Genomic DNA, 24,076 nt, shown 5'->3' on the forward strand with positions numbered 1-24,076 from the left:
CTACCGGGACGGCAACCCGATGGTCACCGCTCGGTCGGACAACGGCAACCAGCCCGCCACGGCCCCTTCGGGACCGCTTCCGGACCGGTGCGACAGCCGACCGGTACGGCGATGGGGCCGTCCCGAAGAACGGCCCCATCGTCGCTGGTGTGTGGTGTGACTCAGTTGAACGAGTCACCGCAGGCGCAGGAACTGCCCGCGTTGGGGTTGTCGATGGTGAAGCCCTGGGCGTCGATCCGGTCGGCGAAGTCGATCGTCGCGCCGGAAAGGTACGGGGCGCTCATCCGGTCGACGACGACCTCGACGCCACCGAAGTCGGTCACGACGTCACCGTCGAGCGAACGCTCGTCGAAGAAGAGCTGGTACCGCAGGCCGGAGCAGCCGCCCGGCTGCACGGCGACGCGGAGCCGCAGGTCGTCGCGGCCCTCCTGCTCGATCAGGGCCTTGACCTTCTGCGCCGCGACGTCGGTGAGGACGACGGAAGTAGGGGCCTTGGCCTCGGTCGACTCGGTCTGCGCTGGCGTGGTCACGTGGAAGTCTCCCTGCGCGGTTTGGGTCCGGACGCACTGGCCAACGTCGCGCGCCGTCCAGTGATTCCCGGTTGTGGTCCTCAACCGATCGTACGCCGCCTTGGCCGGGCTCACCCGCGTGGCGTTACCCCCGCCGCAGGTCGGCCCTCGGTCGGGGCGGGCGCACGGGCGGTTGGGACGCTCAGCGGCTCCACTGCCGGGCCAGCCGGGCACCCAGTTCGCGCAACCCCTCCGCTGGTCGGCTCAGCGCCGCGTCGAGCCCGCCGCCCTCCTCGCCGCCGAAGTGCTCCACCAGGCTGTACGCGTCGGTCACCCCGGCCGAGGCGGCCTCCCGCCGGCCGGTGCTCACCTGCCCGGCCACCACCACGCAGGGCACTCCCCGGTCGCGGGCGGCGCCGGCCACTCCGGCGACGACCTTGCCGCGCAGCGACTGGTGGTCGAACGACCCCTCACCGGTGATCACCAGGTCGGCGGTGTCCAGCGCGGTGTCGAGTCGGGTGGCCCGGGTGACCAGGCCGATCCCCGACTCGCAGTCGCCGCCCAGGGCGAGGAGCGCCGCGCCGATGCCACCGGCGGCCCCGCCTCCGGGCAGCGCGCCGAGCCCCACCGGGCAGCCGGCCAGGTCCTCCTCCAGCACCGCCGCGAAACGCTCCAGGGCCGCGTCGAGCAGCAGCACGTCGGCCCGGTCGGCGCCCTTCTGCGGGCCGAACACGTTGCTGGCGCCGTGCAGGCCGAGCAGGGGGTTGTCCACGTCGGTGGCCGCGACCAGCCGGACGCCGCGCAGCCGGGGCGCGCCGTCCAGCGCGTCGACCGCGGCGAGCGCCGCCCCGCCGTACGGCAGCGCGGCACCGCCCTGGTCGAGGGGGGTCACGCCCAGCGCGGCGAGCATTCCGGCGCCGGCGTCGTTGGTGCCGGAACCGCCCAGCCCGATCACCACCGTGCGGGCACCGCTCTCCACCGCGGCGGCCACCAACAGACCCAGCCCGTACGAGGTGGTGGTCTTCGGGTCGCGCTCGGCTGCGGAGAGCAGGTGCAGGCCGCACGCCTGCGCGCTCTCCAGGTAGGCGGTCGAGCGGTCGGCGGTGAGCAGGATCTCACCGGCCGCCGGCCGGCCCAGAGGGTCGACCGTCGACACCGCCACGCGCCGGCCGCCGAGGGCTTCGGCGAGCACCTCCACGAAGCCCGGTCCGCCGTCGGCGAGGGGCCGGATCAGCAGATCGTCTCCGTCGGTGACGGTGCGCCAACCGGCGGCGACGGCGGCGGCCACCTCCGGTGCGGACAGGGTGCCGGCGAACTTGTCCGGGCAGAGCAGCACGCGCATGCCGAGCAGTGTGGCAGCCCACACCGAGCGAGGCTGCGTCGCGCTCGCGCTGTGGGACCATGGGCTACGTGACTTCGACCTGGGTGGAACCCTCCAACACGGCGACGGCTCTGCTGCTGCTCGGCCGGGGCAGCGACCCCGACACCGAGCGCGGCGTGGAGTGTCCGGGCGACCTGCCGGCGCCCAGCGATCCGGATCTGGTGGCCCGTGCCACCGCCGCGAAGGCGAAGCTGGGCAGCAAGGTCTTCGTGCTGGGGCACCACTACCAGCGCGACGAGGTGATCCAGTTCGCCGACGTGACCGGCGACTCGTTCAAGCTGGCCCGGGAGGCCGCGGCCCGCCCGGACGCGGAGTACATCGTCTTCTGCGGCGTGCACTTCATGGCCGAGAGCGCCGACATCCTCACCACCGACAGCCAGCGGGTGATCCTGCCCGACCTCGCGGCGGGTTGCTCGATGGCGGACATGGCGGTGCTGGGCCAGGTCGAGGCCGCGTGGGACACGCTGACCGAGCTGGGCATCGCCGGCGACACCGTGCCGGTGACGTACATGAACTCCTCGGCCGACATCAAGGGTTTCGTGGGCCGCAACGGCGGCGTGGTCTGCACCTCGTCCAACGCCAAGCGCGCCCTGGACTGGGCCTTCGAGCAGGGGTCGAAGGTGCTCTTCCTGCCGGATCAGCACCTGGGCCGTAACACCGCGGTGCTGGAGATGGGCCTGTCGCTGGACGACTGCGTGCTCTACGACCCGCACAAGCCCGGTGGCGGGCTCACCCCGGAGCAGCTGCGCGACGCCAAGATGATCCTGTGGCGGGGGCACTGCTCGGTGCACGGCCGGTTCACCCTGGAAAGCGTCAACGACGTACGGGAGCGCGTGCCCGGGGTCAACGTCCTGGTCCACCCGGAGTGCCGGCACGAGGTGGTCACGGCCTCCGACTACGTCGGGTCCACCGAATACATCATCAAGACGATCGAGGCGGCTCCGGCCGGCTCGGCGTGGGCGCTCGGCACCGAGCTGAACCTGGTCCGCCGGCTCGCGCTGGCGCACCCGGACAAGCAGATCATGTTCCTGGACAAGGCCGTCTGCTACTGCTCGACGATGAACCGGATCGATCTGCCGCACCTGGTCTGGGCCCTGGAGGAGCTGGTCGCGGGCCGGGTCGTCAACCAGATCACGGTGGACGCCGACACCGCGCACCACGCCCGGGTCGCGCTTGATCAGATGCTCGCGCTGCCCGGCGCGGACACTCCGCCGCCGACGGCGTCCTGATCACGATCCGTAGCGCTCTTGGTACGCAAAAGTGCCGGATCACCGATTAATGCCACACACGCCGATGTGACCGAGTCCTTTTTCGTCACCGAGGGCTATGCTGCCCAAGCGACGACACACGCGGGCCGTTTCGATATGGCCGCATCCGGGGTAGCGACAACGTTCAGGCGCCCCACCATCAACACGGCAGCACCGACGCGCTGGAGGTTGCGTTGACCGACGACGTCCTGGTTGTGCACGGAGGTACTCCGCTCGAAGGGCGGATCCGCGTGCGCGGCGCGAAGAACCTGGTATCGAAGGCGATGGTCGCCGCGTTGCTCGGCGACAGCCCGAGCCGGCTGTTCGACGTGCCCAAGATCCGCGATGTCGAGGTGGTGCGAGGTCTGCTCGGCCTGCACGGCGTCAAGGTCACCGACGGTACCGAGGACGGCGAGCTCGTCTTCGACCCGGCGAACGTGGAGAGCGCCAGCACCGACCAGATCAACGTGCACGCCGGTTCCAGCCGGATCCCGATCCTGTTCTGCGGCCCGCTGCTGCACCGCCTCGGGCACGCGTTCATCCCGGATCTGGGTGGCTGCCACATCGGCCCTCGCCCGATCGACTTCCACCTGCAGGCGCTGCGGGAGTTCGGCGCCACGGTCGAGAAACGGCCCGAGGGGCTGCACCTGTCCGCGCCGAACGGGCTGCACGGCACCAAGTTCGCCCTGCCGTACCCGAGCGTCGGCGCCACCGAGCAGGTGCTGCTGACCGCCGTGATGGCCGAGGGCGTCACCGAGCTGCGCAACGCCGCGGTGGAGCCGGAGATCATCGACCTGATCTGCATCCTGCAGAAGATGGGCGCGATCATCAAGGTCCACACCGACCGGGTGATCGAGATTCAGGGCGTGCCCAAGCTGCACGGCTACACCCACCGGCCCATCCCGGACCGGATCGAGGCGGCGAGCTGGGCGGCCGCCGCCCTGGCGACCCGTGGTCACGTCGAGGTGCTGGGCGCGCAGCAGGCCGACATGATGACCTTCCTGAACGTCTTCCGCTCGGTCGGCGGCGAGTACGAGGTCACCGACGCCCGCGCGCCGAAGCTGGGCGACCCCGGCCAGGAGGGCGGCATCCGCTTCTGGCACCCGGGTGGCGAGCTGAACGCGGTGGCGTTGGAGACCGACGTGCACCCCGGCTTCATGACCGACTGGCAGCAGCCGCTGGTCGTGGCGCTGACCCAGGCCCGCGGCCTGTCGATCGTCCACGAGACGGTCTACGAGCAGCGACTGGGCTACACCGAGGCCCTCAACTCGATGGGCGCCAACATCCAGGTCTACCGGGACTGCCTCGGCGGCACCCCGTGCCGCTTCGGCCGGCGTAACTTCAAGCACTCCGCGGTGATCGCCGGGCCGAGCAAGCTGCACGCCGCCGACCTGGTCATCCCGGACCTGCGGGCCGGGTTCAGCCACCTGATCGCGGCGCTCGCGGCCGAGGGCACCTCCCGGGTGTACGGCGTGGACCTGATCAACCGGGGCTACGAGGACTTCGAGGCGAAGCTCGCCGACCTGGGCGCGCACACCGAGCGTCCGTAACCTCGGTCACCCCATCGTTCGACTACGACGGCTCCAGGTCGCGCTGCGACCCGGAGCCGTCGGCCGCTGTACCGCGATGTGCACCGGGCACGGACCGTTGGCTACCCTTGCCGCGTGCCGTCGCTCTTTCGCCGCAAGTCCACCGACCTCGTCGACGAGGCCGTCACCTCGGTGACCCCCGAGGAGACCGCTGAGCGTCCCCGGGGTTACACCCCGGCCAAGGGTCGGGAGACGCCCAAGCGGCCGACCGCCGGCCGTCGCCCGGCCGGCCCCACTCGTCCCCTCACCAAGGAGGAGGAGCGGGAGCGCCGCCGTCAACTGCGCGCCGAGGCGGCGTCGGAGTTCCGCCGCGAGGGTGGCCCCCGCGACCGTGGCCCGGAGCGGCTGCTGGCCCGCAACGTGGTCGACTCCCGGCGTACCGTCGGCACCTGGTTCTTCGGCGGCGCGCTGATCGTGCTGGTCGGGTCGAACGCGGCCATGCCGCCGCTGGTCCGGCTGATCTCCAACGTGCTCTGGGGCGCGCTGGCGCTGGGCGTGGTCGTCGACTCGGTGCTGATCTGCCGCAAGATCAGCAAGCTGGTCCGGGAGCGCTTCCCGAAGACCGACCAGCGGATGGGCTCGCTCTTCCTCTACGCGGTCATGCGGTCGATCACCTTCCGGCGGATGCGCGCTCCGGCGCCCCAGGTCAAGCTGGGCGACAAGGTCTGACCCCGGGCTCCACGCCGCACCCTGGCGCCCGCACCCGCGAGACCCGCGCAACATCAACGAAACTGCTGCCTCAGACATATCAGAGGCAGCAGTTTCGCCGTATCTGCGCGGATCTTGCCGCGCGTTCATCATGCTGAACGGGTTGTCGTTGTTCGCCACACCGAACGTTCGACCCAATGGAGCGAAGGCATGCCTTCGGAACCGGCTGCCCCGCTGGCCACCATCGCCGTCGCCCTGCGCCGGGAGCGGGAACGGGTCGGCATCTCGCTGACCGAGCTGGCCCGCCGGGCGGGGGTGGCCAAGTCCACCCTCTCCCAACTGGAGTCGGGCACCGGCAACCCGAGCGTGGAGACGCTCTGGGCGCTGGGCGTCGCACTCGGTGTGCCGTTCAGCCGACTGGTGGAGCCCGTCGACGACGGCGTACGGGTCATCCGGGCCGGGGACGGGCCGCACGTCCGCTCCGAGCAGGCCGACTTCAGCGGAACGCTGCTCAGCGCCGGCGCGGCGCACCTGCGCCGGGACGTCTACCTGATCAGGCTGGAGCCGGGCGCGGTCCGAGCCGGGCAGGGACACACCCCGCGCAGTATCGAGCACGTGGTGGTCGCTGCCGGCCGGCTGCGGGTGGGGCCCGCGGCGACACCGGTCGAACTCGAACCCGGCGACTACGCCACGTTCCCCGGCGACGCCCCGCACCGTTACGAGGCGCTCGCTCCCGGTACGTTCGCCGTCCTCATCATGGAGCACCCCTGAACGAGGACGGCGATCCCGCCGCAGTCGGGTGGTCTTCGAGTGCGGTATCGTCGACGCCAGATTCGCTTATAGGGTCAAATGTCCGAAACCAATGGGATAACGTTTGCGCCGGTGGACGGCACCACAGTGGCGGTGAGCGAGCCCACGCCGTTACCCTCCATCCGCAGCTACGGCCTGCCGGAGCGGCGATCTGACCGGCACGTGCGGCCCCAGCGCGACAATTTGCAACGAGGTGACAACGCGTGAGCGAGCGGACGCGAGCCGGCCACCGGGGCGTGGCAGGCGGCGACCGGACGCCCAGCGGACACCCGACGGCGGCTGCGGACACCTCACCCCCGGCGAGAATCGGCCCAGCGGCCGGGTGTGGCGACGGGCTCGACGGATGAACGGCCGCTACACCGACCGGTGGTCAGACCCGAACGAACCGTCCTGGGTGGTCGAGCCGACCACCGAGTGGCACCCCCAGTTCCCCGGCCAGCGTTACGCCGGCGACATCGGCATGCCGCATCAGCCGCCACCGCGCGGCCGCGCGACGGTGTCCGGTCGCGCCGAGGTGCCACCGCTGGCGCCCACCCGCCCGGACGGCACCTACCTCGGTCGGTCCTGGTCCGACGAACCACCGGAGGAACAGGCACCTCACGGCCGTTCCTGGGTGGACGACGAGCCGGGCGAGACACCGGCCTACGGCCGACTCCGCGGCGACGAGCGCTCGGCGGACACCTCCGCCCACGGCCGGCCCGACAGCGCCGACTCCCGTCACTACGACCACGAGCCGTACCGTCGTCCGCTGCCCGAGCCACCCCGCCGCGACGACCGCCGCTCGCCCGAGTCGGACCGACGTACCGCCTGGTCCGACCGACGCCCCGCCGACGAGCGGGGGCCCGCGCGGGAAGCCGCCTGGCACCGGGACCAGCCCGCCTCCGAGCGGTACGACAGCCGCCGTCCCCGGCAGGAGCCCACCGAGCGGGATCGGGGTTACCGGGGCACGCCGCCGGTCTCCCCCGCGCCCCGGCCCGAACCCGGCTGGGTGCCCGAGCCGGACGACACACCACGTCGGCGCGGCACACCGGAACGACAGGCCGCTGATTACGAACGGCACACCGGCGACGGGTACGGCCTCCGACCTACCCGCGACCACGACGGCCGCATCGCCGACGCGGCCGACCCGTGGGCACCCGTGGACGGCCGCACGCGATACCGCGCCGACGGGTACCCGGACCGGGCCGCCGACGACCTGCGCCGCCCGGAGTCCGACCTGCGCCGCCCGGAGTCGCGCTACCGCGCGGACGAGGGGATCGGCGCAGCGCCCTCACCCAACGGTGGACGACGGCGTCGCCCCGAGACGGACCTGCCCGATCAGCCCCGCCTCGACGACGACCGGCGGCGGCCCGACACCGACCCGCACCGGCAGCAGCCCCGTGAGGCGGCGGCCCGCGCCGAGGCGTACCCGGATCGGCGACCCCGCGAGCAGGCCCGCCCGGACGGGTACCGCGACAACGGGTACCGCGAGGACGCGCCTCGTGAGGACGCGTACCGCGAGCCCCGGCCACAGCCGGGCCAACGGTCGGACGGCAGTCTGCCCTGGCCAGCACCGGGTCCGGTGCGCCAGGACCGCACCTCGGACCGCAACCGGGAGCCCGGCCACCGCACCGACCCACACGGCAGCCCCGACCCGCACCGCACAGCGGACCCGTACCGCAGCCCTGACCCGCACCGCAGCCCCGAGCCGCACCGCACCACAGACCCGTACCGCAGCGCCGAGCCGGGCATCGCGTCGCGGCCGGCCGCCCGGCCCGACCGGCCGGCGGCCACGCCGTCCCGGCCTGACGAGCGGCCGGCGGCCACTCCGGCACGGTACGACGAGCGACAGGCACGTCCGGCCGCGACAGCGCCGCCCGCCTCCGGCCGTGCCATGCCGGTGCCACCGGTCTCCCCGGAGCGACCGGTGTCGCCGGCACCCGTCTCACCCGCGTGGGACCGACCGGTGTCAGCCACCCCGGTCTCCCCGGAGCGACCGGTGTCGCCAGCGCCCGTCTCACCCGCTTGGGACCGACCGGTGTCAGCCACCCCGGCCTCACCGGAACGACCGGTGTCGCCGGCACCCGGCTCCCCCGCCAGCCGTGGCTGGGACCGACCGGTGTCAGCAGCCCCCGTCTCCCCCGCCGCGACCGGTTGGGACCGGCCGGTGTCGGCCGCTCCGGTCTCGCCCGCCTCCGACCGGCCCGTCTCGGGGCCACCCGCCGCGCGCCTGCGGCTGGAGTACCTGCCCGCACCGGTGGACCCGCCCAGCGCCGACGAGCGCTCGGATGCCCCGCCAGCATCGGGACGCCGGCCGCTGGCCGAACCGCCACCGGCATCCGGGGCGCATCCCGCCCCGCCGCCGCGTTACCCCGGCCCCGACACCAGGGACCGTCCGGCGGACCAGCGGCGCGGCGAGGAGCCGGACCCGGACCGCCGTCGGGTCGGCGACCCGCTGGCCGGCACCCCACCGACCGACCGCCGCCCGGCCGCCCCGGACCGCTCGCCCCCGGCGGAGCGGCCGCACCCCGCCGATCGCCCGGCGGCGCCGCAGCGTCCGTACTCGCCGGAGCGACTGGCCCCGACGGCGGGCGCACGCCCGTCGGTGGCCCCGCCACCCACCTGGCAGGCACCGCCGCCACCGGCGACCCGCCCCGACCCGACCCCGGCCGACCCGACCCGGGCGGTTCCGGCTCCGGCGGCCCCGCAGCCACCGGCGGCGGAGGTCGCGCCGGTGCTTCCGCCGGCCCCCGGTACGCCGCGCCGCTACGTACCCCCGCAGCCCTCGGAAGAGCCGGTGGCGGCCGTTCACGAGCCGGACGACGTCCCGGGCACCCGCGGGCCGGAAGCGTGGTTCAGCCCCGCTCAGCCCGCCGAGTCCGACCAGGCCGAGCCGGCTACGGACCAGCAGTCGTCCGGCACGGTCGACAACGACTCGACGGCCGGCGACCTCGACCTCTCCGCGACACCGGTCGCACCGGACGCGCAGACGTCGACGCCGACGGCCGACACCCACCTCGACGTGGCCGACGAGCACGCCAGCGGGTCGACACCAGACGACGCATTCGACCCGGTCTCCGCGCCGCCCGCCCACCCGGTCTCCGGCGCCCCTCGGCTCTGGGCGGACGACCTCGACGACGACCCACAGCCCGATTTCGACACGGGAACGGTGGACGGCGACCAGCCTGTCTCCGGCGCACCTGTCGTCGCGATGCCCCAGCAGCGGACCGACGCCGACCAGCAGCCCTTCGCCGCTTCGCCCGGCGAGGACACCGATCCGGTCGAGCACGACCCGACGGACGAACTCGCGCCACTCGACGAGCCTGCGGACGCGCTCGACGATCCGAACGCCAGCCGGGCGGATGGCTCGCGAGTCGACGAGTGGCGGGGCGACGCGGCGCTGCACGTCACGGCTACGGACGACACGAACCCGCCGTTCTCCGCACCGCCCGCCTCGGTCACGCCGGTCTCCGCTCCTCCGGCACCGCCGGTATCGGCCCCACCCGCGGCACCCGTCTCCGCGCCACCAGCGTCCGCGACAGCGCCCGTCTCCGCGCCGCCATCACCCACCGCAGTCCCCGTCTCCGCGCCGCCATCACCCACCGCAGCGCCCGTCTCCGCGCCGCCAGCAGCCCCGGTGTCCGCACCACCCGCCTCAGCACAGCCGTACTCCGTAGCGCCCGTCTCCGCGCCACCCGCGCCGGCACAGCCGTACTCCGGAGCACCGGTCTCCGCACCGCCAGCGCCGGCCGCCGCGCCCGTCTCCGCGCCACCGGCCTCGACTCCACCGCCCGCCACGGCGCCCGCCTTCGGGCCGCCGGCGTCGGTGGTGCCGACATCCGGGCCACCCGCCTCGGCCGTACCCGGCCCGAGGATCGGCTCGGACGGGGAGAACGAGCCGGTGTCCGCGCCACCCGACGACGCACCGCCGGTGGTGACCCGCCCGTCGCTGGCCGACCCGGGCGACCCGGAGCAGGTGCTGGCCGCGTACCGGTGGCGGTTGGACCCGGTCACCCTGCGCGAGGAGCTGACGGAGTCGGACGATCTGCGGGCCATCCGGCGGCGGCTGACCGAGAAGTTGGGCTCGGCGGTCGACAACCGTGCCCGGGCCCGGCTGCTCAGCCTGCGGGCGGTGGCCTCGCGGATTCTCGGCGATCTGGACGACGCGCTGGCCGACGGTCGGCTCGCCCTCACCTACGCCGAGGCCACCGGCGAGCTGCGCCGGACCGCGCTGGCCCAGGCCCGGCTGGCCCACGTGCTGCGCTGGCGCGGTGACTTCGCCGAGGCCGACCAGCTCTTCGCCCAGGCCAACTCGGTCGAGTTGCCCGACCGGTTGCGGGCCGCGCTGCACGAGCACGCCGGGCGGTCGTGTTACGACCAGGGGCGGCTCATGGAGGCCTGCGAGCACTTCGAGAAGGCGCTCGACCTGCGCGGCGCGGGCGACGCCGAACTGCTGGACCGGGTCCGGGTGGCCCTCGACGCGGTCACCGTCCGGGCCGAGACGGAGGGCTTCGGGGCGTACCCCCGGAGTCGGGACGAGGTGCTCGACCGGGACCGACCCCCGTTGCCGGACCGCGACGGGCCGCTGTGGGGTTACACCAGCCAGGACGGCGACATGGTCGTGCCCGCCCGGTACGCCGAGGCGCAGCCCTTCCACGACGGGCTGGCCTGGGTCCGCCGGCCGGACACCGACCGCTGGTCGCTGATCAACCTGCTCGGTACGACGGTGATCCCGCCGTCCTTCCGTGCCGCGCAGCCGTTCAGCGACGGCCTTGCCTGGGTGGTCGGCGAGGGTGGATGGACGGCGATCGACGCGACCGGGGCGGTGCAGGTCGCGCCCAACTTCGCCGAGGTACGACCGTTCCGGCGTGGGCTGGCCGCGGTGCGGCGCGAGGGGTGGGGGGCGGTCGACCGGACCGGTCGGGTCATCGTGCCCACCCGCTACCACGGCTTCGTCACCGAGTTGGCCGACGGCCAGCAGATCGACGGTTTCACCGACGAGGGGCTCGCGGTGGTCGACGTGGCGGGTCGAAGGGGCGTGGTGGACCGCACCGGCACGGTGCTGGTCCCGCCGGCGCACCCGATGCTGGTCATCCACCCGGTGGCGTTCCTGATCGAGAGCGACAACGGGCGGTGGGGCGCACTGGACCGGCGCGGCGTGCCGCTCATCGATCCGGTGCACCGCGATCGCGCCGAGGTGCTGGAGGAGATCGACCGGCTACTCACCGACGCCAACCCGGTGCTCTGAGTCGCCGGTCGCCGGTGTTGATCCACTGGGGCTAGGGTCGGTACATGGAATTCCGACACCTGGGCCGTTCCGGCCTGATGGTCAGCGAGATCTCGTACGGCAACTGGATCACCCACGGTTCGCAGGTCGAGGAGGACGCGGCGTTCGCCTGCGTGCGGGCCGCTCTCGACGCAGGCATCACGACCTTCGACACCGCCGACGGGTACGCCGGGGGTCGAGCCGAGGACGTGCTCGGCCGGGCGTTGCAGAACGAGCGCCGTGAAAGCCTGGAGATCTTCACCAAGGTCTACTGGCCGACCGGACCCACCCGCAACAACCGTGGCCTGTCCCGCAAGCACATCATGGAGTCGATCAACGGCTCGCTGCGCCGACTGCGCACCGACTACGTTGACCTCTACCAGGCCCACCGCTACGACAACAGCACGCCGCTGGAAGAGACGATGGAGGCGTTCGCCGACGTCGTCCGCTCCGGTAAGGCGCACTACATCGGCGTCTCCGAGTGGTCCGCCGCCCAGCTGCGCGCCGCCTACCCGCTCGCCCGGGAGTTGCACATCCCGCTGATCTCCAACCAGCCGCAGTACTCGCTGCTCTGGCGAGTCATCGAGGCCGAGGTCGTGCCGGCCAGCGAGGAGCTGGGCATCGGGCAGATCGTCTGGTCGCCGATGGCGCAGGGCGTGCTCTCCGGCAAGTACCTGCCGGGCCAGCCGCCGCCGGCCGGTTCCCGCGCCACCGACGAGAAGTCGGGCAAGGGCTTCATCTCCCGCTTCATGAACGACGACGTGCTGACCCGGGTCCAGCAGCTCAAGCCCCTCGCCGAGCAGGCCGGGCTCAGCATGGCCCAGCTGGCCGTGGCGTGGGTGTTGCAGAACCCGAACGTCGCCTCGGCGATCATCGGCGCGTCCCGCCCCGAGCAGGTGCACGACAACGTGAAGGCCGTCGGTGTGAAGCTCGACGCCGACCTGCTCAAGGCGATCGACGACGCCGTCGAGCCGATCGTCGAGCGGAACCCGGCGAAGACCGAGTCCCCCGCGCAGCGTCCCTGACGCCGTTCCGGCCCGGCCGGCGCGAACACCTCGCGCCGACCGGGCCGGGTCAGGTCAGGTCCGGCTGGTCGCCGGGTCAGGTCAACTCTGCCCGGTCACCGGTCACCGGTCACCGCCAGAAACGGATCAGCTCCAGGCCGGTGGCGTAGAGCCACGACGGCAGACCGAGCAGGTCACCGACCGCGAAGACCGCGTCAAAGAACCAGCCGCCGATGCGCGGGTTCCACAACAGGGCGAAGAGCAGGATGAAGCCGTACGGCGCGAACAGGTCGTACATCTTGCGCCACTGCGGGTTGAGCCACGGCTGGATCATGTTGCCGCCGTCCAGGCCGGGCACCGGCAGCAGGTTCAGCACACTGGCGGTGAGCTGGAGGAAGGCGAGCAGCGCCACCCCGGCCCAGAACTCCACCGGACCATCCGACTGGGTGCCGAGCCGCACCGCCACCACCAACACCAACGTGAACAGCACGTTGGTCGCCGGGCCGGCGAGGCTGACCAGGGTGTGCCGCAGTCGACCCGGGATGGCGTGCCGGTCCACCCAGACCGCGCCACCCGGCAGGCCGATGCCGCCGAGCAGCACCACCACCACCGGCAGCACGATCGACAGCAACGGGTGGGTGTACTTCAACGGGTTGAGCGTCAGGTAGCCGCGATGGGCGATGTCCCGGTCGCCGGCCCGGTAGGCCACCACCGCGTGCGCGTACTCGTGCAGGCAGAGCGACACCAGCCAGCCGGACACCACGAAGAGGAACACGTTGAACCGGACGCTGCCGTACCCGTTCCAGGTCAGCACCCCGCTGACCGCGAAGAGCGCGACAAGGCCGAGGAAGACCGGGCTGGGCCGGAACGCCGCCTTGGGTACGCCGAGGACCAGCCCGTCACCGCCCGGGCGGTCGTAGGCCATCACTCGGCCGTGGGCAACAGGCTCATCCGGTACTCCACCCGGTCGTCCTCCACGAGCGCGACCGAGGTGACGCCGGACGCCGCGAGCTCCCGCCAGGCCTGACCGATCCAGGATTCGGCGTCGGCCTGGCTGCCGAACGACTCCGCCGGTCCCTCGACCGTCTGGCCGTCCGTGCCCTCGTACCGCCAGCTCCACGCCATGCCGCGTCTCCCCTCGCCGCTGAAGTCCCCGTGGGACGAACCCTCGCCAGCGTAGTCGGCCCGGCGCGCAACGGCCGCTCGCTCGCCCCGGCGGGACCCACGGGGTGGATCAATCCGATCGGCGCCGGCCGGTACGGTGGCTCGGTGCTGACACGGGGAGTGCTGCTCGGCGACCGGTACCGGCTGGGCGAGCGGGTGGCGACGGGTGGGATGGGCGCGGTCTGGCGCGGCACGGACGTGCTGCTGGAACGCGAGGTCGCCGTGAAGGTGCTGCTGCCGTCGCTGGTCGCCGATGCGGAGTTCACCGCCCGCTTCCGGGCCGAGGCGCGGATGCTGGCCGCGCTGCGGCACCCCGGCGTGGTGCCGGTGCACGACGTGGGGCAGGCGGCGCTCGACGACGGCAGCCAGGTCGACTACCTGGTGATGGAGTACGTCGAGGGCGAGCCGTTGTCCGCCCGGGTGCGCGCGGTGGGGCGGCTGGATCCGGCCACCACCATGTCGGTGCTGGCCCAGTCGGCCGACGCGCTGCACACCGCCCACCTCGCCGGCATCGTGCACCGCGACGTGAAGCCGGGCAACCTGCTGGTCAAGGCCGACGGCAGAGTGGTGCTCGTCGACTTCGGCATCGCCCGGTCCCGCAACATGGCCGGGCTCACCGCCGCGAACATGGTGCTCGGCACCGCCTCGTACATGTCTCCCGAGCAGGCCACCGGGCAGCCAGTCTCGGCCGCCACCGACATCTACGCGCTCGGCGCGGTGGCGTACTTCTGCCTTGCCGGGCAGCCGCCCTTCCACGGTGACAACCCCCTCGCGGTGGCGCTGCGGCACGCCCAGGAGGACCCGGCGGCGCTGCCGGCGGACACCCCACCGGCGGTTGCCGCCGTGGTGACCCGCGCGCTGGCCAAGCGTCCGGAGGACCGGTTCGGCAGCGCGGCCGAGTTGGCCGCTGCCGCCGCCGATGCCCGCGACGCGACCCTGGCGAGGATTCCGGTCTCGGCCCGCCCACCGTGGGCGCTTGCCGCTCCCACCCCGGGCCTCGCGGCCTCCGCCGCTCCCCCCGCGCCGCTGGTCGGCCCGGCTGCCGCGCCGCCGGTCGCGGCGACGCCGTCCGCCGGGCCGGTGCCGGCGGGGCCCGCCGCGCCGCGCCCACCGGCGAGTGTCGCGGCCGAACCGACGACCGAGCCGAAGCCGACCCGGGAGGACGCGCTCGGACGCCGGCCGGCGGGCCGACGCCGTGCACTGCTGGTCGGGGCCGGTGCGGTCGTCCTCGTCGCGGTAGCCGTGGTGGCCGTGGTGGCGCTGCGACCCGGAGCCGACCCGGGTGCGGCGGACCAGCCACCCGCGCTGGCCGGCGAGTCCGCGGCGATCGCCGACGCTCCGCTGCCGCCCGGAGAAGCGACCACCAGCGGGCCTCGGCCCAGCGCGACGCCGGGCGGCAGTCGCACCGCGACGGCCGACCCGACCGGGTCCCCCGCCGACACGACGACCAGCAGCGACCCCGCCCGCACCGGGGCGCCGGGCGGCACGCCGACCGGTACGGCCAGCAGCCGACCGACGCCCAGCCGCACCCCGTCGAGTCGGCCCAACCCGTACACGGCCGCACAGGCGTGCGGCAGCGGCTACCAGGTGATCGACTCGGCGACGCTGACCGGCGGGGACGGGCAGCGCAAGGGCCGGGTCTTCCTGCTGTACCACGGGGGCACCGGCACCAACTGCGTGGTCACCCTCAAGGACAGCGCGGTCGGAGCGAAGTCGGCCGCCTCGGCGTACCTGGAGGTGCAGGGGCGGGCACGCAGCACCGACAGCGGGTCCTTCGACTACTACGCCGGACCGGTGCGTGCCACCGCCGCCGGGACGTGCGTCAAGTGGGGCGGCTCCACCGGCGGGGTCAGTTACGGCAGCGGGTTCGAACACTGCGACTGAACGCCGGCGAGCACCGGGCCGGCAGGCACCGCAACCCTGGACGGCCATCCGGTACGGCTAGGTTGTAGCGGTTTCCGTGGTGCGGAGGCGATTGCTCTGACGTGACGGGTGGGCATGATCACCGAAGGGCAGCGCCCTGGTCCACTGGGATCACCGCTCCGCCGACTGGCCGACCACCTGGTCGCCAAGAGGGCTGCGCCGGTACAGCACGTGCCGTCCGTCGCGGGCGCGAGTGATCAGGCCTGTTGCGTGGAGGACCTGTAGGTGTTGTGACACGGCGCTGGGTGTGACTGTGAGCCGGCGGGCGATCTCCACGGTCGGTAGCGGCTCGGCAAGGAGGTGGAGCAGTCGCGCTCTGGGCGCGCCGAGGAGCGATGTGACGGCGGTCGCGTCGGCGGTCGGTGTCGGTGCCCAGAGCGTTGCTACTCCACGGCAGGGGTAAGCCAGCATTGGTGGCTCGTCCGGGCTGACTGGCGGGGCGGGCCTGTGGGAGAAGATGGATGGCACCAGCAGCAGGCCTCGGCCGGCTGCCGCGACGTGGTGCCTGCCGATCATCTTGTCGACGTGCAGGACGCCGTCCTGCCAGCGCAGATTCGGGTGCATGTCGGCGAAGAGCAGGCGTGCGCCTCCTACGGCCAGTTGTCGGGCGCGGTAGGTCGTGTCCGCTTCCAGGACGAGTCGCATCTGCGGCCAGGTCGGCTTGATCGCTGCTCGCCAATAGCGGTCCAGGAGGTCGCAGATGGCGTCGCGGAGTGCGAGCACCGGCTCATCCTCGTTCGCGGTGATTTCCTGAAAGACGGCCGGTAGCCCGGCACGTGGGTACACGGCCAGCACGTCGCGGCGTACGACGTCCGGAGGTGTTCGGCGTACGACGGCCAGTTCGTCCTCGAAGGTCGCGGCGAAGCTCGCCGGCCGGGGCGTGAGGAAGTCCGGAACGCAGCGGTCTGGCCCGACCAGGGACATCAGCAGGTCGGCACCGGGCGCGTCGAGTCTGTCGAGAACCGACCTGCGCCAGGGCAGGTGCAGCGCGTAAAGGCCAGGCTCGCGTAACACTCGCAGGCTGAGCACGGCCTCGTGGATCGGCGAGATCGCGAAGCGGGTGTCGGCGAGGTCTTCGACGCCGAGCGTGATGCTGATCATTAAGCCATACCCTACATCCTTTGGTGTGCGCCGCCAGGTGCCGTGGACTTCCAGGCATGACACAGAGCAACATGACAGACCAGGCCATTCGGCGCACAGCAATCGTCACGGGCGCGGCACGCGGCATCGGCGCCGGAGTGGCCAAGCGTCTGGCGCGCGATGGCCTCGCGGTCGCCGTGGTCGACCTGGTCGAGGAAGACTGCGCCGGCACCGTGGATGCCATCACCCGCGACGGCGGAACGGCGGCGGCGTTCGCCGCCGACGTCAACGACGAGACCGCCGTAGCCACTGTGGTCACCCGGATCGCCGCCGAGTTGGGATCACCGACGGTGTTGATCAACAACGCCGGCATCGGCGGCCCCAATGCCGGCGTGGAGGAGACCAGCACCCAGCAGTGGGACGCCGTCGTCGGGGTCAGTCTGCGCGGGGCGTTCTTCCTCACCCGGGCCGTGACCCCCTACATGATGGCGGCCGGCTGGGGACGGATCGTCAACATGTCGAGCATCTCCGCGCTCGGCGATTCCGGCCGCGTTGACTACGCCGCCGCGAAGGCCGGTCTGATCGGCTTCACCAAATCGCTCGCGCTGCGGCTCGGGCAGCACGGCGTGACGGCGAACGCCATCGGCCCGGGCTTTGTGGTCAGTGACATGACCAGGGTCGGGGGCCAGCGGCGGGGCCGCAGCTTCGAGGAGCACCAGCGGATCGTGGCGCAGACCATCCCGGTGCGCCGGGTCGGCCAGCCCGAGGACATCGCGCACACCGCGTCGTACCTGGTCAGCACCGAGGCCGGGTTCGTCTCCGGCCAGGTCATCTACGTCGCCGGCGGGCCGGTGGACTGACGTGATCGACGCTTTCGGACAGGCGGTTCGCACATGAGTCGCAGGCTGCTGATGCTCCTCGCCCTCACCTGCGGAGTCGCCGTCGGAAACATCTACTTCCCCCAGACGATCAGCCCGCTGGTCGCCGCCAGCCTGCACGTCAGCGCTGACTCGGCCGCCCCGGTGGTGACCGCGGTGCAGCTCGGCTATGCCGCCGGGATCTTCCTGTTGGTGCCGCTCGGCGACCGGCTCCCGCACCGCCCGCTGATCGTCACCCTGCTCGGCCTCACCGGGCTGGGGCTGCTCGCCGCGAGCGCCGCACCCGCGCTGGCGCCGCTCGTCGGCGCGAGCGCCCTCGTCGGGGTCACGACCGTGGTCGCGCCGATCATCGGCTCGATGGCAGCCGGCCTCGTTGCCGACGACCAACTCGGCATGGTCAGCGGCACCCTGCTGAGCGGTTCCATCGCTGGCATGCTGCTGTCCCGCACCGTCGCGGGCACCATCGGCGACTGGTTCGGATGGCGGGCCCCCTACCTGACGGCGGCGGCATCCGTGCTGTTCATCGCGGTGGTCATGGCCCGCGTACTGCCGACAACACGGCCGCCGTCCGGGCACCGATACCCGGCGCTGTTGGCCGAGTCGCTGCGCCTGCTGCGCACCGAGGCCGATCTGCGCCGCTCCTGCTTCTACCAGGCGACGGTCTTCGCCGGTTTCTCCGCGGTCTGGACCGCCGTCGCGCTGCTGCTCACCGGCCCCACATACGACTTGGGCGCACCGGCGGTCGGAACGCTCGCACTGGTCAACGCGGCGACAATGCTGTGCACCCCGGTCGCCGGACGGCAGGTGGATCGTCGGGGCAGCGACGCGGTGAACCTGGCCTGCCTGCTTGCGATCATCGCCTCGGCCGCCGTCCTCGCGTTCGCCAGTCTCGGCGGGGCCGGGGGCCTCGCGGCGCTGGCGCTCGGCACGTTGCTGCTCGACGTCGGAATGCAGTGCGGCATGGTCGCCAACCAGGTACGCATCTACGCCCTGCGGCCCGAAGCCCGGAGCAGACTCAACACCGCCTACATGACCTGCGCCTACCTCGGCGGCAGCCTCGGCTCCTGGCTCGGAGCCCGCGCCTACGCCCACGTCGGGTGGCTGGGCGTATGCGCGGTCCTGGTGCTCCTCGCCGCGATCGCTCTTGCCCGCCACCTGGCGTCAAGCGCTGCCACCGGCCACCCTCGAGCCACAGTCGCCGCCCAGAACACCTGACTAAGGATGATTGTCGTGCCAGCCTCTACCCACCGCGCACCCCTGTCGCCGGATGTGCCGATGCACGATGGCCAGCTCACAGTCTCACTCAACGCGGTTCGTGAGCTGGTGGACGCGCAGTTCCCCGAGTGGCGGAGCCTGCCTCTCAGGCCCGTCGCTTCGCAGGGAACGGTCAATGCCATCTTCCGTATCGGGGAACGGTTCACGGCCCGGTTCCCCCTTCAGCCTCGTGAGGTCGACGCGGCGCGGGGCTGGCTGGAACGCGAAGCGGAAGCGGCCCGAGAACTGATGGGTCGTACGCGATTTCCCAGCCCCGAGCCGGTCGTCATCGGTGAACCCGGCGCCGGCTACCCGCTTCCATGGTCGGTACAGACGTGGGTACCCGGTGTCGTAGCCACCGATAAGGACCCGGGCGACTCGGTCGCGTTCGCGCACGACCTGGCCGAGTTCGTCAGTGGCGTGCGAGCCATCGACACACGGGGACGCACGTTTACAGGCCAGGGCCGCGGTGGCGAGCTACCAGCGCACGACGGGTGGATGGAAACCTGCTTCGGGCACAGCGAGACGCTCCTGGACGTCCCGCTGCTCCGCCGGATCTGGGAGGTCATGAGGGAACTGCCGCGGGGCGAGACCCCGGACAGGATGAACCATGGTGATCTCATTCCGGGAAACGTCCTCGTCTCCGACGGGCGGCTGGCCGGGGTTCTCGACGTGGGCGGACTGGGGCCTGCCGACCCTGCCCTTGACCTCGTAAGTGCCTGGCACCTGCTGGAGCGCGAGCCACGTCAGGCATTTCGGCAGCAACTCGGCTGCGACGATCTCGAATGGGAGCGCGGCAAAGCGTGGGCCTTCCAGCAGGCAATGGGGGTGGTTTGGTACTACCACCAGACCAACGCCGCCATGAGTCGGATGGGCCGACGCACTCTCGCGCGCATCATTGCCGACCCACCATCAGCCTGAGTCGGCACGCCGAACGAGTCGTCGTAGCCAGAGCAATACCGCCGCGTCGGCCCGCGCCGGATAGCCGCAACCAGCTGGCCGCTGGGGGTGTCGGCTCCCGGAAACGGCCCTCTGGCCTGCAACGGACGCAGGACGGACTTTCGAGCGTCGAGAGGGCTGGGGCGACGTGCCCAGACACAAGGCAGGCGAACTAAGGTACGGGCATGTCCGTAGACGGGTGGAACACGGTCCTGGTGCTCGGCGGTATCCGGTCCGGCAAGTCCGAGTTCGCCGAGTCCCTGGTCACCGACGCGCCGGTGGTCCGCTACGTCGCCACCGCGCCCGAGGGCGACCCGGAGGACACCGAGTGGGCCACCCGGCTGGCGGCGCACCGCGCCCGACGGCCGGGCAGCTGGACCACCGAGGAGACCACCGAGGACCCGCGCCGGCTGGCCGACGTGCTCGCGTCCGCCGAGCCCAACGAGATGGTGCTCGTCGACGACCTGGGCGGCTGGGTGACGGTGCTGCTCGACCCGGACCACCAGCCCGCCGACGACGTGGCGACCATCGCCGAGCTGGCCGAGGCGATCCGCGGGTGTGCCGCCCGGGTGGTGCTGGTGAGCCCCGAGGTGGGGCTGTCGCTGGTGCCGACCACCCCGCTGGGCCGGGCGTTCACCGACGCGTTGGGCGCGGCCAACCGCGCGGTCGCCGACGCCTGCGACGCGGTCGTACTGGTCGTCGCCGGTCAGCCGGTCTGGCTCAAGTCGGCCGCCACCGCGACCGAACCGTCCGCTCCCGCCACCATGACCGCGCCGACGGCCGCTGCCAGCGCAACGGTGAGGAGCCTGGCCGACGCCGAGCCCACCCCCGAGGTGCAGCTGCCCGACGTGCTGACCCACACACCGCCGGCCATCCCGACCCAGGAGCCGGGCAACGCCTGGGCCGCGCCGACCATGGCGTTGCCGATGGTGTCCACCGGGCTGGTCATCCAGCCCGGCATGGAGCTGCCGATGCCCGACGAGTACGCCGGCCCGCAGGCGGTCGACCGGCTGACCACGCTGGACGTACCGGGTGCCGGTCTGGGCGTGCTGGACCGGGTGGTGGGCTTCGCCGCCGCCACCCAGGGCACCCCGACCCCCGCCGCCTGGGGCTCGGTGCGGGTGCTGCTGCTGCACGGCGACCACGCCGGTGGGGCGGCGGCCGGCACCGTCGCCGGTGAGTCGGCGCGCCGCGCCGCACAGGCCCGCGCCGGCCAGGGCGCGTTGGCGCGGCTGGCCGCCGAGAGCGGCGCCAGTCTCCAGGTGGTGGACACTCCGGCCTCCGCGCCGATCGAGGACGAGCCTGCCCTCGCGCCGGAGCAGGTGGAGTCCGCGCTGCGCTACGGCTGGCGGTTGGCCGAGCAGGCCGCCGACGCCGGCGTACAACTGCTGGTGCTCGGCGCGTGCGGCGCCGGCACCGAGGCGGCGGCCGCGGCGGTGCTCGCGGCGACCGCGGGCGCGGAGCCGCCCGCCGTGCTGGGCCGGGTGATCACCGACTCCGGGGAGATCGACGACGCGGCGTGGATGATCCGCTGCGCGGCGGTACGCGACGCGCTGCACCGCACCCGGCGCTCGTCACGCGGCGCCAAGGACATCCTGGCCGAGCTGGGCGGCGGCGACGTGGCCGTGGCCACCGGTGTGCTGCTCGGCGCCACCGCCCGCCGGGTACCGGTGCTGCTCGACGGGCCGGTCGGGTTGGCCGCCGGGATGGTGAGCCGTGACCTGGCCGGCCAGGCCCGGCACTGGTGCCTGCTGGCCGACCACGGCGGGCACCCGGCCGTGCGGCTCGCCGCCGACGTGCTGGGCCTCACCCCGCTGCTCGACCTGCGGATGGATCTCGGCGAGGGCGCGAACGCGCTGGTGGCGCTGCCGCTGCTGCGCTCGGTGCTGGCGCTGTCCGCCGCGCTGCCGGTGCACCCGTCGCTGGGCGGCCCGGACGACACCGACCCGAGCTACGCCGACGAGCCGGAGTCCACCGACCCGAGCTACGCCGACCCGGATCTCACCGAGCCCGACTCGACCGAGCCCGACTTCGCCGAGCCGGAGCCGGCCGGGCCGGGCCCGGCCAGCACCGGGGCGGACGAGCAGCCGGCGACGGGCTGGCGTGCCGGCTGAACCACGGCTGCTCGCGGGAGCCCGGCTGGCGGTCACCACGTTCACCACGCTGCCGGTGCGGGCCGGGCGCATCGACCGCCCGGTCGCCGGCACGGCGATGGCCCTCGCCCCGGTGGTCGGCGCGCTGCTCGGCGCCCTGCTCGCCGGTGTGCTGCTGCTGGCCGGGGCGCTCGCCCCACCGCTGGTGGCGGCCGGTGTGACCGTCGGCGTCGCCGCGCTGCTCACCCGAGGGCTGCACCTGGACGGGCTGGCCGACACCGTGGACGCGCTCGGCTCGTACCGGCGGGGCGCGGCCGCCCTGGAGATCATGAAGAAGCCGGACGTCGGCCCGTTCGGGGTGGTCGCCCTGGTGGTCGTACTCCTGGTGCAGGCGGCGGCGCTCGCCGACCTCGCCGGTCGGTCCTGGCCGGCGTGCCTCGCGGCGGTGGTCACGGCGACCGCGGCCGGGCGGCTCGGTGTCACGGTGGCCTGCCGGCGGGGAGTGCCGGCGGCCCGGCCCGACGGGCTGGGCGCGCTGGTCGCCGGCACGGTCGGCCCGGTGGCAGCGGCCGCCGGCGCGGTCGTCGTCGTGCTGCTGGCGGTGCCCGCGGTGCCGGGCCGCCCATGGCAGGGGCCGCTGGCCGTCGTCGCCGCGATCGCCGTCGCGCTACCGCTGCTCAACCACGTGGTACGCCGCCTCGGCGGGATCACCGGCGACGTCCTGGGCGCGACCGTCGAGGTGGTCACCACGCTGGTCTACCTGGGTCTGGTGCTGTCCGGCTGAGCCGGCCCCGGCGGGCCGGGTAGCGTTCGGCTCGACAACACCGGCGCGGCCACCGGGGGATCCCACAATGCTCATCACGGACGACTTCCTGCCCGTTCCGGTGCCGGAGTCGCTCAGCGCGACCTACCTGGTGCCGATGGCGGGGCTACCGAAGGTCAGTGCGAAGACCGCGGTGGCGGCCCTGACCGGCCGGCTGGCCGAGCCGGTGCACGGGCTGGCCCGGCAGATGCTCGACAGCCCGCTGATGAGCGTCGACACCCGGCCGATCACCGAGTTCCCCGAGCTGCCACCGGACCTGCTCACCGCGTTCGGTGCCACCAAGGAGCAACTGGACCGGCTGGCGGCGGCGACGCACCTGGTGGTCGTACAGGCCGAGTACCGGCCCGGTTGGCCGCCCGCGCACGAGTGGGCCGCCCGGGCGGTCGCCGCCGCCGTGGCGGAGTCCGTCGACAGCGACGTGGTGGACGTCTTCGGCCTCCAGTTCCTCGACCCGGCGACCGCGTTGCGCTCCCTCCCCGACGAGCAGGGCCGCATCCGCCTTGTCGACTGGGTGCTGGTGCCGTACTCGTCGGACACCGAGGGCCTGTGGTTCACCACCAAGGGGCTGCGCCGCTTCGGTCTGCTGGAGTTGCAGACCCAGGGGGTGCCGGACCACCTCACCCGCGCCTGGGGTGCGGTGATGACCGGGGCGGCCCGCCGACTGCTGCGGGACTGGACCGACGGGCTCACCGGCGAGGAGGTGCCGGCGTTCGTGCAGCTGCCCGTACTGGCCACGGTCACCGGCCACGACATCGCGGTGGCGTACGGCAACCCGGAGCAGCACGGCGCCACCGCCCCGGTGCTGCTCCGCCTCGAACTGGACCCGGCGACCGACCCGGAGGCCGACTCGTTCCTCAGCCTGCGCCCGCCGGCAGGGCACCCCGGCCCGGACGGGCGCTACTACGCGGCCGCCTGCGCGACGCTGTTCTCCGGGATCCAGCCGGACGTGCGCTACGCCCGCTCCGGTGACGCCATGAGCCGTGCGGTCGCCACCGCCCGGGCCGCACTGGATGACGCACGGGCCCGGTTCGTCGCCGGTGAGTTCCCCACCGAGTCGCAACTGGTGGTGAAGTACGGCCTGCCCGGGGACGACGGCCCGGAGTACGTCTGGGCGGGCGTCACCTCGTGGGAGACCCCGGAACGCATCGTCGGCGTGAGCGCCAGCGACGCCAACACCGACCAGAGCGTGCGCATCGGCGCCCCCGTGGTCGTGGAGACGTCCGACGTGGTCGACTGGGCCGTCCTGGACGCCACAGGCGTCATAGAAGGCGGCTGGACCCAAGCAGTCCTGGACTCAGGCGAACCCCCAACCCCCTCGCGCTAACCCCACCCACCCCCCAGCCCCCAGCCCCCAGCCCCCAGCCCCCAGCCCCCAGCCCCGGTTGATCATGGGGTTGGCGGGGGATTTGATCTCCCAACGTCCCGTCAACCTCATGATCAACGCCGGGGAGGGCGGGGGCAGGGGGCAGGGGGGCAGGGGGGCAGGGGG

The 24,076-nt window shown here is 73.1% G+C and carries 18 protein-coding genes; 13 read left to right on the forward strand and 5 right to left on the reverse strand.

All coding sequences use genetic code 11. The features are described 5' to 3' along the window. Nucleotides 1-161 precede the first annotated feature (161 nt). Both erpA and ACFYP0_RS12385 read right to left on the reverse strand, forming a co-directional pair. The gene (gene erpA, locus ACFYP0_RS12380; protein WP_091407494.1) at nucleotides 162-530 is read right to left on the reverse strand and encodes an iron-sulfur cluster insertion protein ErpA; all 369 of its coding nucleotides are present in this window, start codon (nucleotides 528-530) and stop codon (nucleotides 162-164) included. Nucleotides 531-711: 181 nt separating this feature from the next. Then, nucleotides 712-1,851, reverse strand: a complete 1,140-nt coding sequence (locus tag ACFYP0_RS12385) for a glycerate kinase family protein (RefSeq protein WP_355494235.1) — start codon at nucleotides 1,849-1,851, stop codon at nucleotides 712-714. A 68-nt stretch (nucleotides 1,852-1,919) separates the two neighbouring features. On the opposite strand from ACFYP0_RS12385, the gene nadA reads away from it, so the two are divergent. From nadA to ACFYP0_RS12415, 6 genes are all read left to right on the forward strand, one after another. After that, complete coding sequence (gene nadA / locus ACFYP0_RS12390; protein ID WP_112582836.1) at nucleotides 1,920-3,119, forward strand: quinolinate synthase NadA; 1,200 nt, start codon at nucleotides 1,920-1,922, stop codon at nucleotides 3,117-3,119. A 212-nt stretch (nucleotides 3,120-3,331) separates the two neighbouring features. Further along, nucleotides 3,332-4,687 (forward strand): UDP-N-acetylglucosamine 1-carboxyvinyltransferase, encoded by a 1,356-nt coding sequence (murA, locus tag ACFYP0_RS12395; RefSeq protein ID WP_124860145.1) that lies wholly within the window; start codon nucleotides 3,332-3,334, stop codon nucleotides 4,685-4,687. A 114-nt stretch (nucleotides 4,688-4,801) separates the two neighbouring features. Then, the gene (locus ACFYP0_RS12400) at nucleotides 4,802-5,395 is read left to right on the forward strand and encodes a DUF3043 domain-containing protein (RefSeq protein WP_112582817.1); all 594 of its coding nucleotides are present in this window, start codon (nucleotides 4,802-4,804) and stop codon (nucleotides 5,393-5,395) included. A gap of 189 nt (nucleotides 5,396-5,584) precedes the next feature. Continuing rightward, a complete protein-coding gene (locus ACFYP0_RS12405) occupies nucleotides 5,585-6,145 on the forward strand; it encodes a helix-turn-helix domain-containing protein (protein ID WP_355494185.1) in 561 nt (186 codons plus the stop codon). A gap of 382 nt (nucleotides 6,146-6,527) precedes the next feature. Beyond that, a complete protein-coding gene (locus ACFYP0_RS12410) occupies nucleotides 6,528-11,411 on the forward strand; it encodes a WG repeat-containing protein (protein WP_355494184.1) in 4,884 nt (1,627 codons plus the stop codon). 44 nt (nucleotides 11,412-11,455) lie between these two features. Next, complete coding sequence (locus ACFYP0_RS12415; RefSeq protein WP_355494183.1) at nucleotides 11,456-12,454, forward strand: aldo/keto reductase family protein; 999 nt, start codon at nucleotides 11,456-11,458, stop codon at nucleotides 12,452-12,454. Between the two features lie 109 nt (nucleotides 12,455-12,563). Here the strand turns inward: ACFYP0_RS12415 and ACFYP0_RS12420 are convergent, their stop codons facing one another. Then, nucleotides 12,564-13,358: a site-2 protease family protein gene (locus tag ACFYP0_RS12420; RefSeq protein WP_124853378.1), complete on the reverse strand. Its 795-nt coding sequence runs from the start codon at nucleotides 13,356-13,358 to the stop codon at nucleotides 12,564-12,566. Next, complete coding sequence (locus ACFYP0_RS12425; RefSeq protein WP_091407482.1) at nucleotides 13,358-13,558, reverse strand: hypothetical protein; 201 nt, start codon at nucleotides 13,556-13,558, stop codon at nucleotides 13,358-13,360. The genes ACFYP0_RS12420 and ACFYP0_RS12425 overlap by 1 nt, the downstream gene beginning before the upstream one ends. A gap of 144 nt (nucleotides 13,559-13,702) precedes the next feature. Here ACFYP0_RS12425 and ACFYP0_RS12430 point away from each other — a divergent pair, with 144 nt between their 5' ends. Beyond that, nucleotides 13,703-15,481, forward strand: coding sequence for a protein kinase domain-containing protein (locus tag ACFYP0_RS12430; RefSeq protein ID WP_449289055.1), 1,779 nt, complete (start codon nucleotides 13,703-13,705; stop codon nucleotides 15,479-15,481). 150 nt (nucleotides 15,482-15,631) lie between these two features. Here the strand turns inward: ACFYP0_RS12430 and ACFYP0_RS12435 are convergent, their stop codons facing one another. Continuing rightward, complete coding sequence (locus tag ACFYP0_RS12435) at nucleotides 15,632-16,621, reverse strand: ArsR/SmtB family transcription factor (RefSeq protein ID WP_386995715.1); 990 nt, start codon at nucleotides 16,619-16,621, stop codon at nucleotides 15,632-15,634. Nucleotides 16,622-16,677: 56 nt separating this feature from the next. On the opposite strand from ACFYP0_RS12435, the gene ACFYP0_RS12440 reads away from it, so the two are divergent. From ACFYP0_RS12440 to ACFYP0_RS12465, 6 genes are all read left to right on the forward strand, one after another. Further along, nucleotides 16,678-17,460, forward strand: a complete 783-nt coding sequence (locus ACFYP0_RS12440; protein ID WP_386995717.1) for an SDR family oxidoreductase — start codon at nucleotides 16,678-16,680, stop codon at nucleotides 17,458-17,460. Nucleotides 17,461-17,493: 33 nt separating this feature from the next. Beyond that, nucleotides 17,494-18,693: an MFS transporter gene (locus ACFYP0_RS12445; RefSeq protein WP_386995720.1), complete on the forward strand. Its 1,200-nt coding sequence runs from the start codon at nucleotides 17,494-17,496 to the stop codon at nucleotides 18,691-18,693. Nucleotides 18,694-18,708: 15 nt separating this feature from the next. Further along, entirely contained in the window at nucleotides 18,709-19,653 is a 945-nt protein-coding gene (locus ACFYP0_RS12450) for an aminoglycoside phosphotransferase family protein (protein ID WP_386995722.1), read from the forward strand. A 203-nt stretch (nucleotides 19,654-19,856) separates the two neighbouring features. Beyond that, nucleotides 19,857-21,785, forward strand: a complete 1,929-nt coding sequence (cobU, locus tag ACFYP0_RS12455; protein ID WP_386995724.1) for a bifunctional adenosylcobinamide kinase/adenosylcobinamide-phosphate guanylyltransferase — start codon at nucleotides 19,857-19,859, stop codon at nucleotides 21,783-21,785. After that, nucleotides 21,775-22,548, forward strand: coding sequence for an adenosylcobinamide-GDP ribazoletransferase (locus ACFYP0_RS12460; RefSeq protein WP_124853350.1), 774 nt, complete (start codon nucleotides 21,775-21,777; stop codon nucleotides 22,546-22,548). The genes cobU and ACFYP0_RS12460 overlap by 11 nt, the downstream gene beginning before the upstream one ends. 67 nt (nucleotides 22,549-22,615) lie before the next feature. Beyond that, a complete protein-coding gene (locus ACFYP0_RS12465) occupies nucleotides 22,616-23,911 on the forward strand; it encodes a DUF2314 domain-containing protein (RefSeq protein WP_124853351.1) in 1,296 nt (431 codons plus the stop codon). The last annotated feature ends 165 nt before the right edge of the window (nucleotides 23,912-24,076 follow it).

Origin of the sequence: Micromonospora arida, from assembly GCF_042873195.1 — a bacterium.
Lineage (GTDB): Bacteria > Actinomycetota > Actinomycetes > Mycobacteriales > Micromonosporaceae > Micromonospora > Micromonospora arida.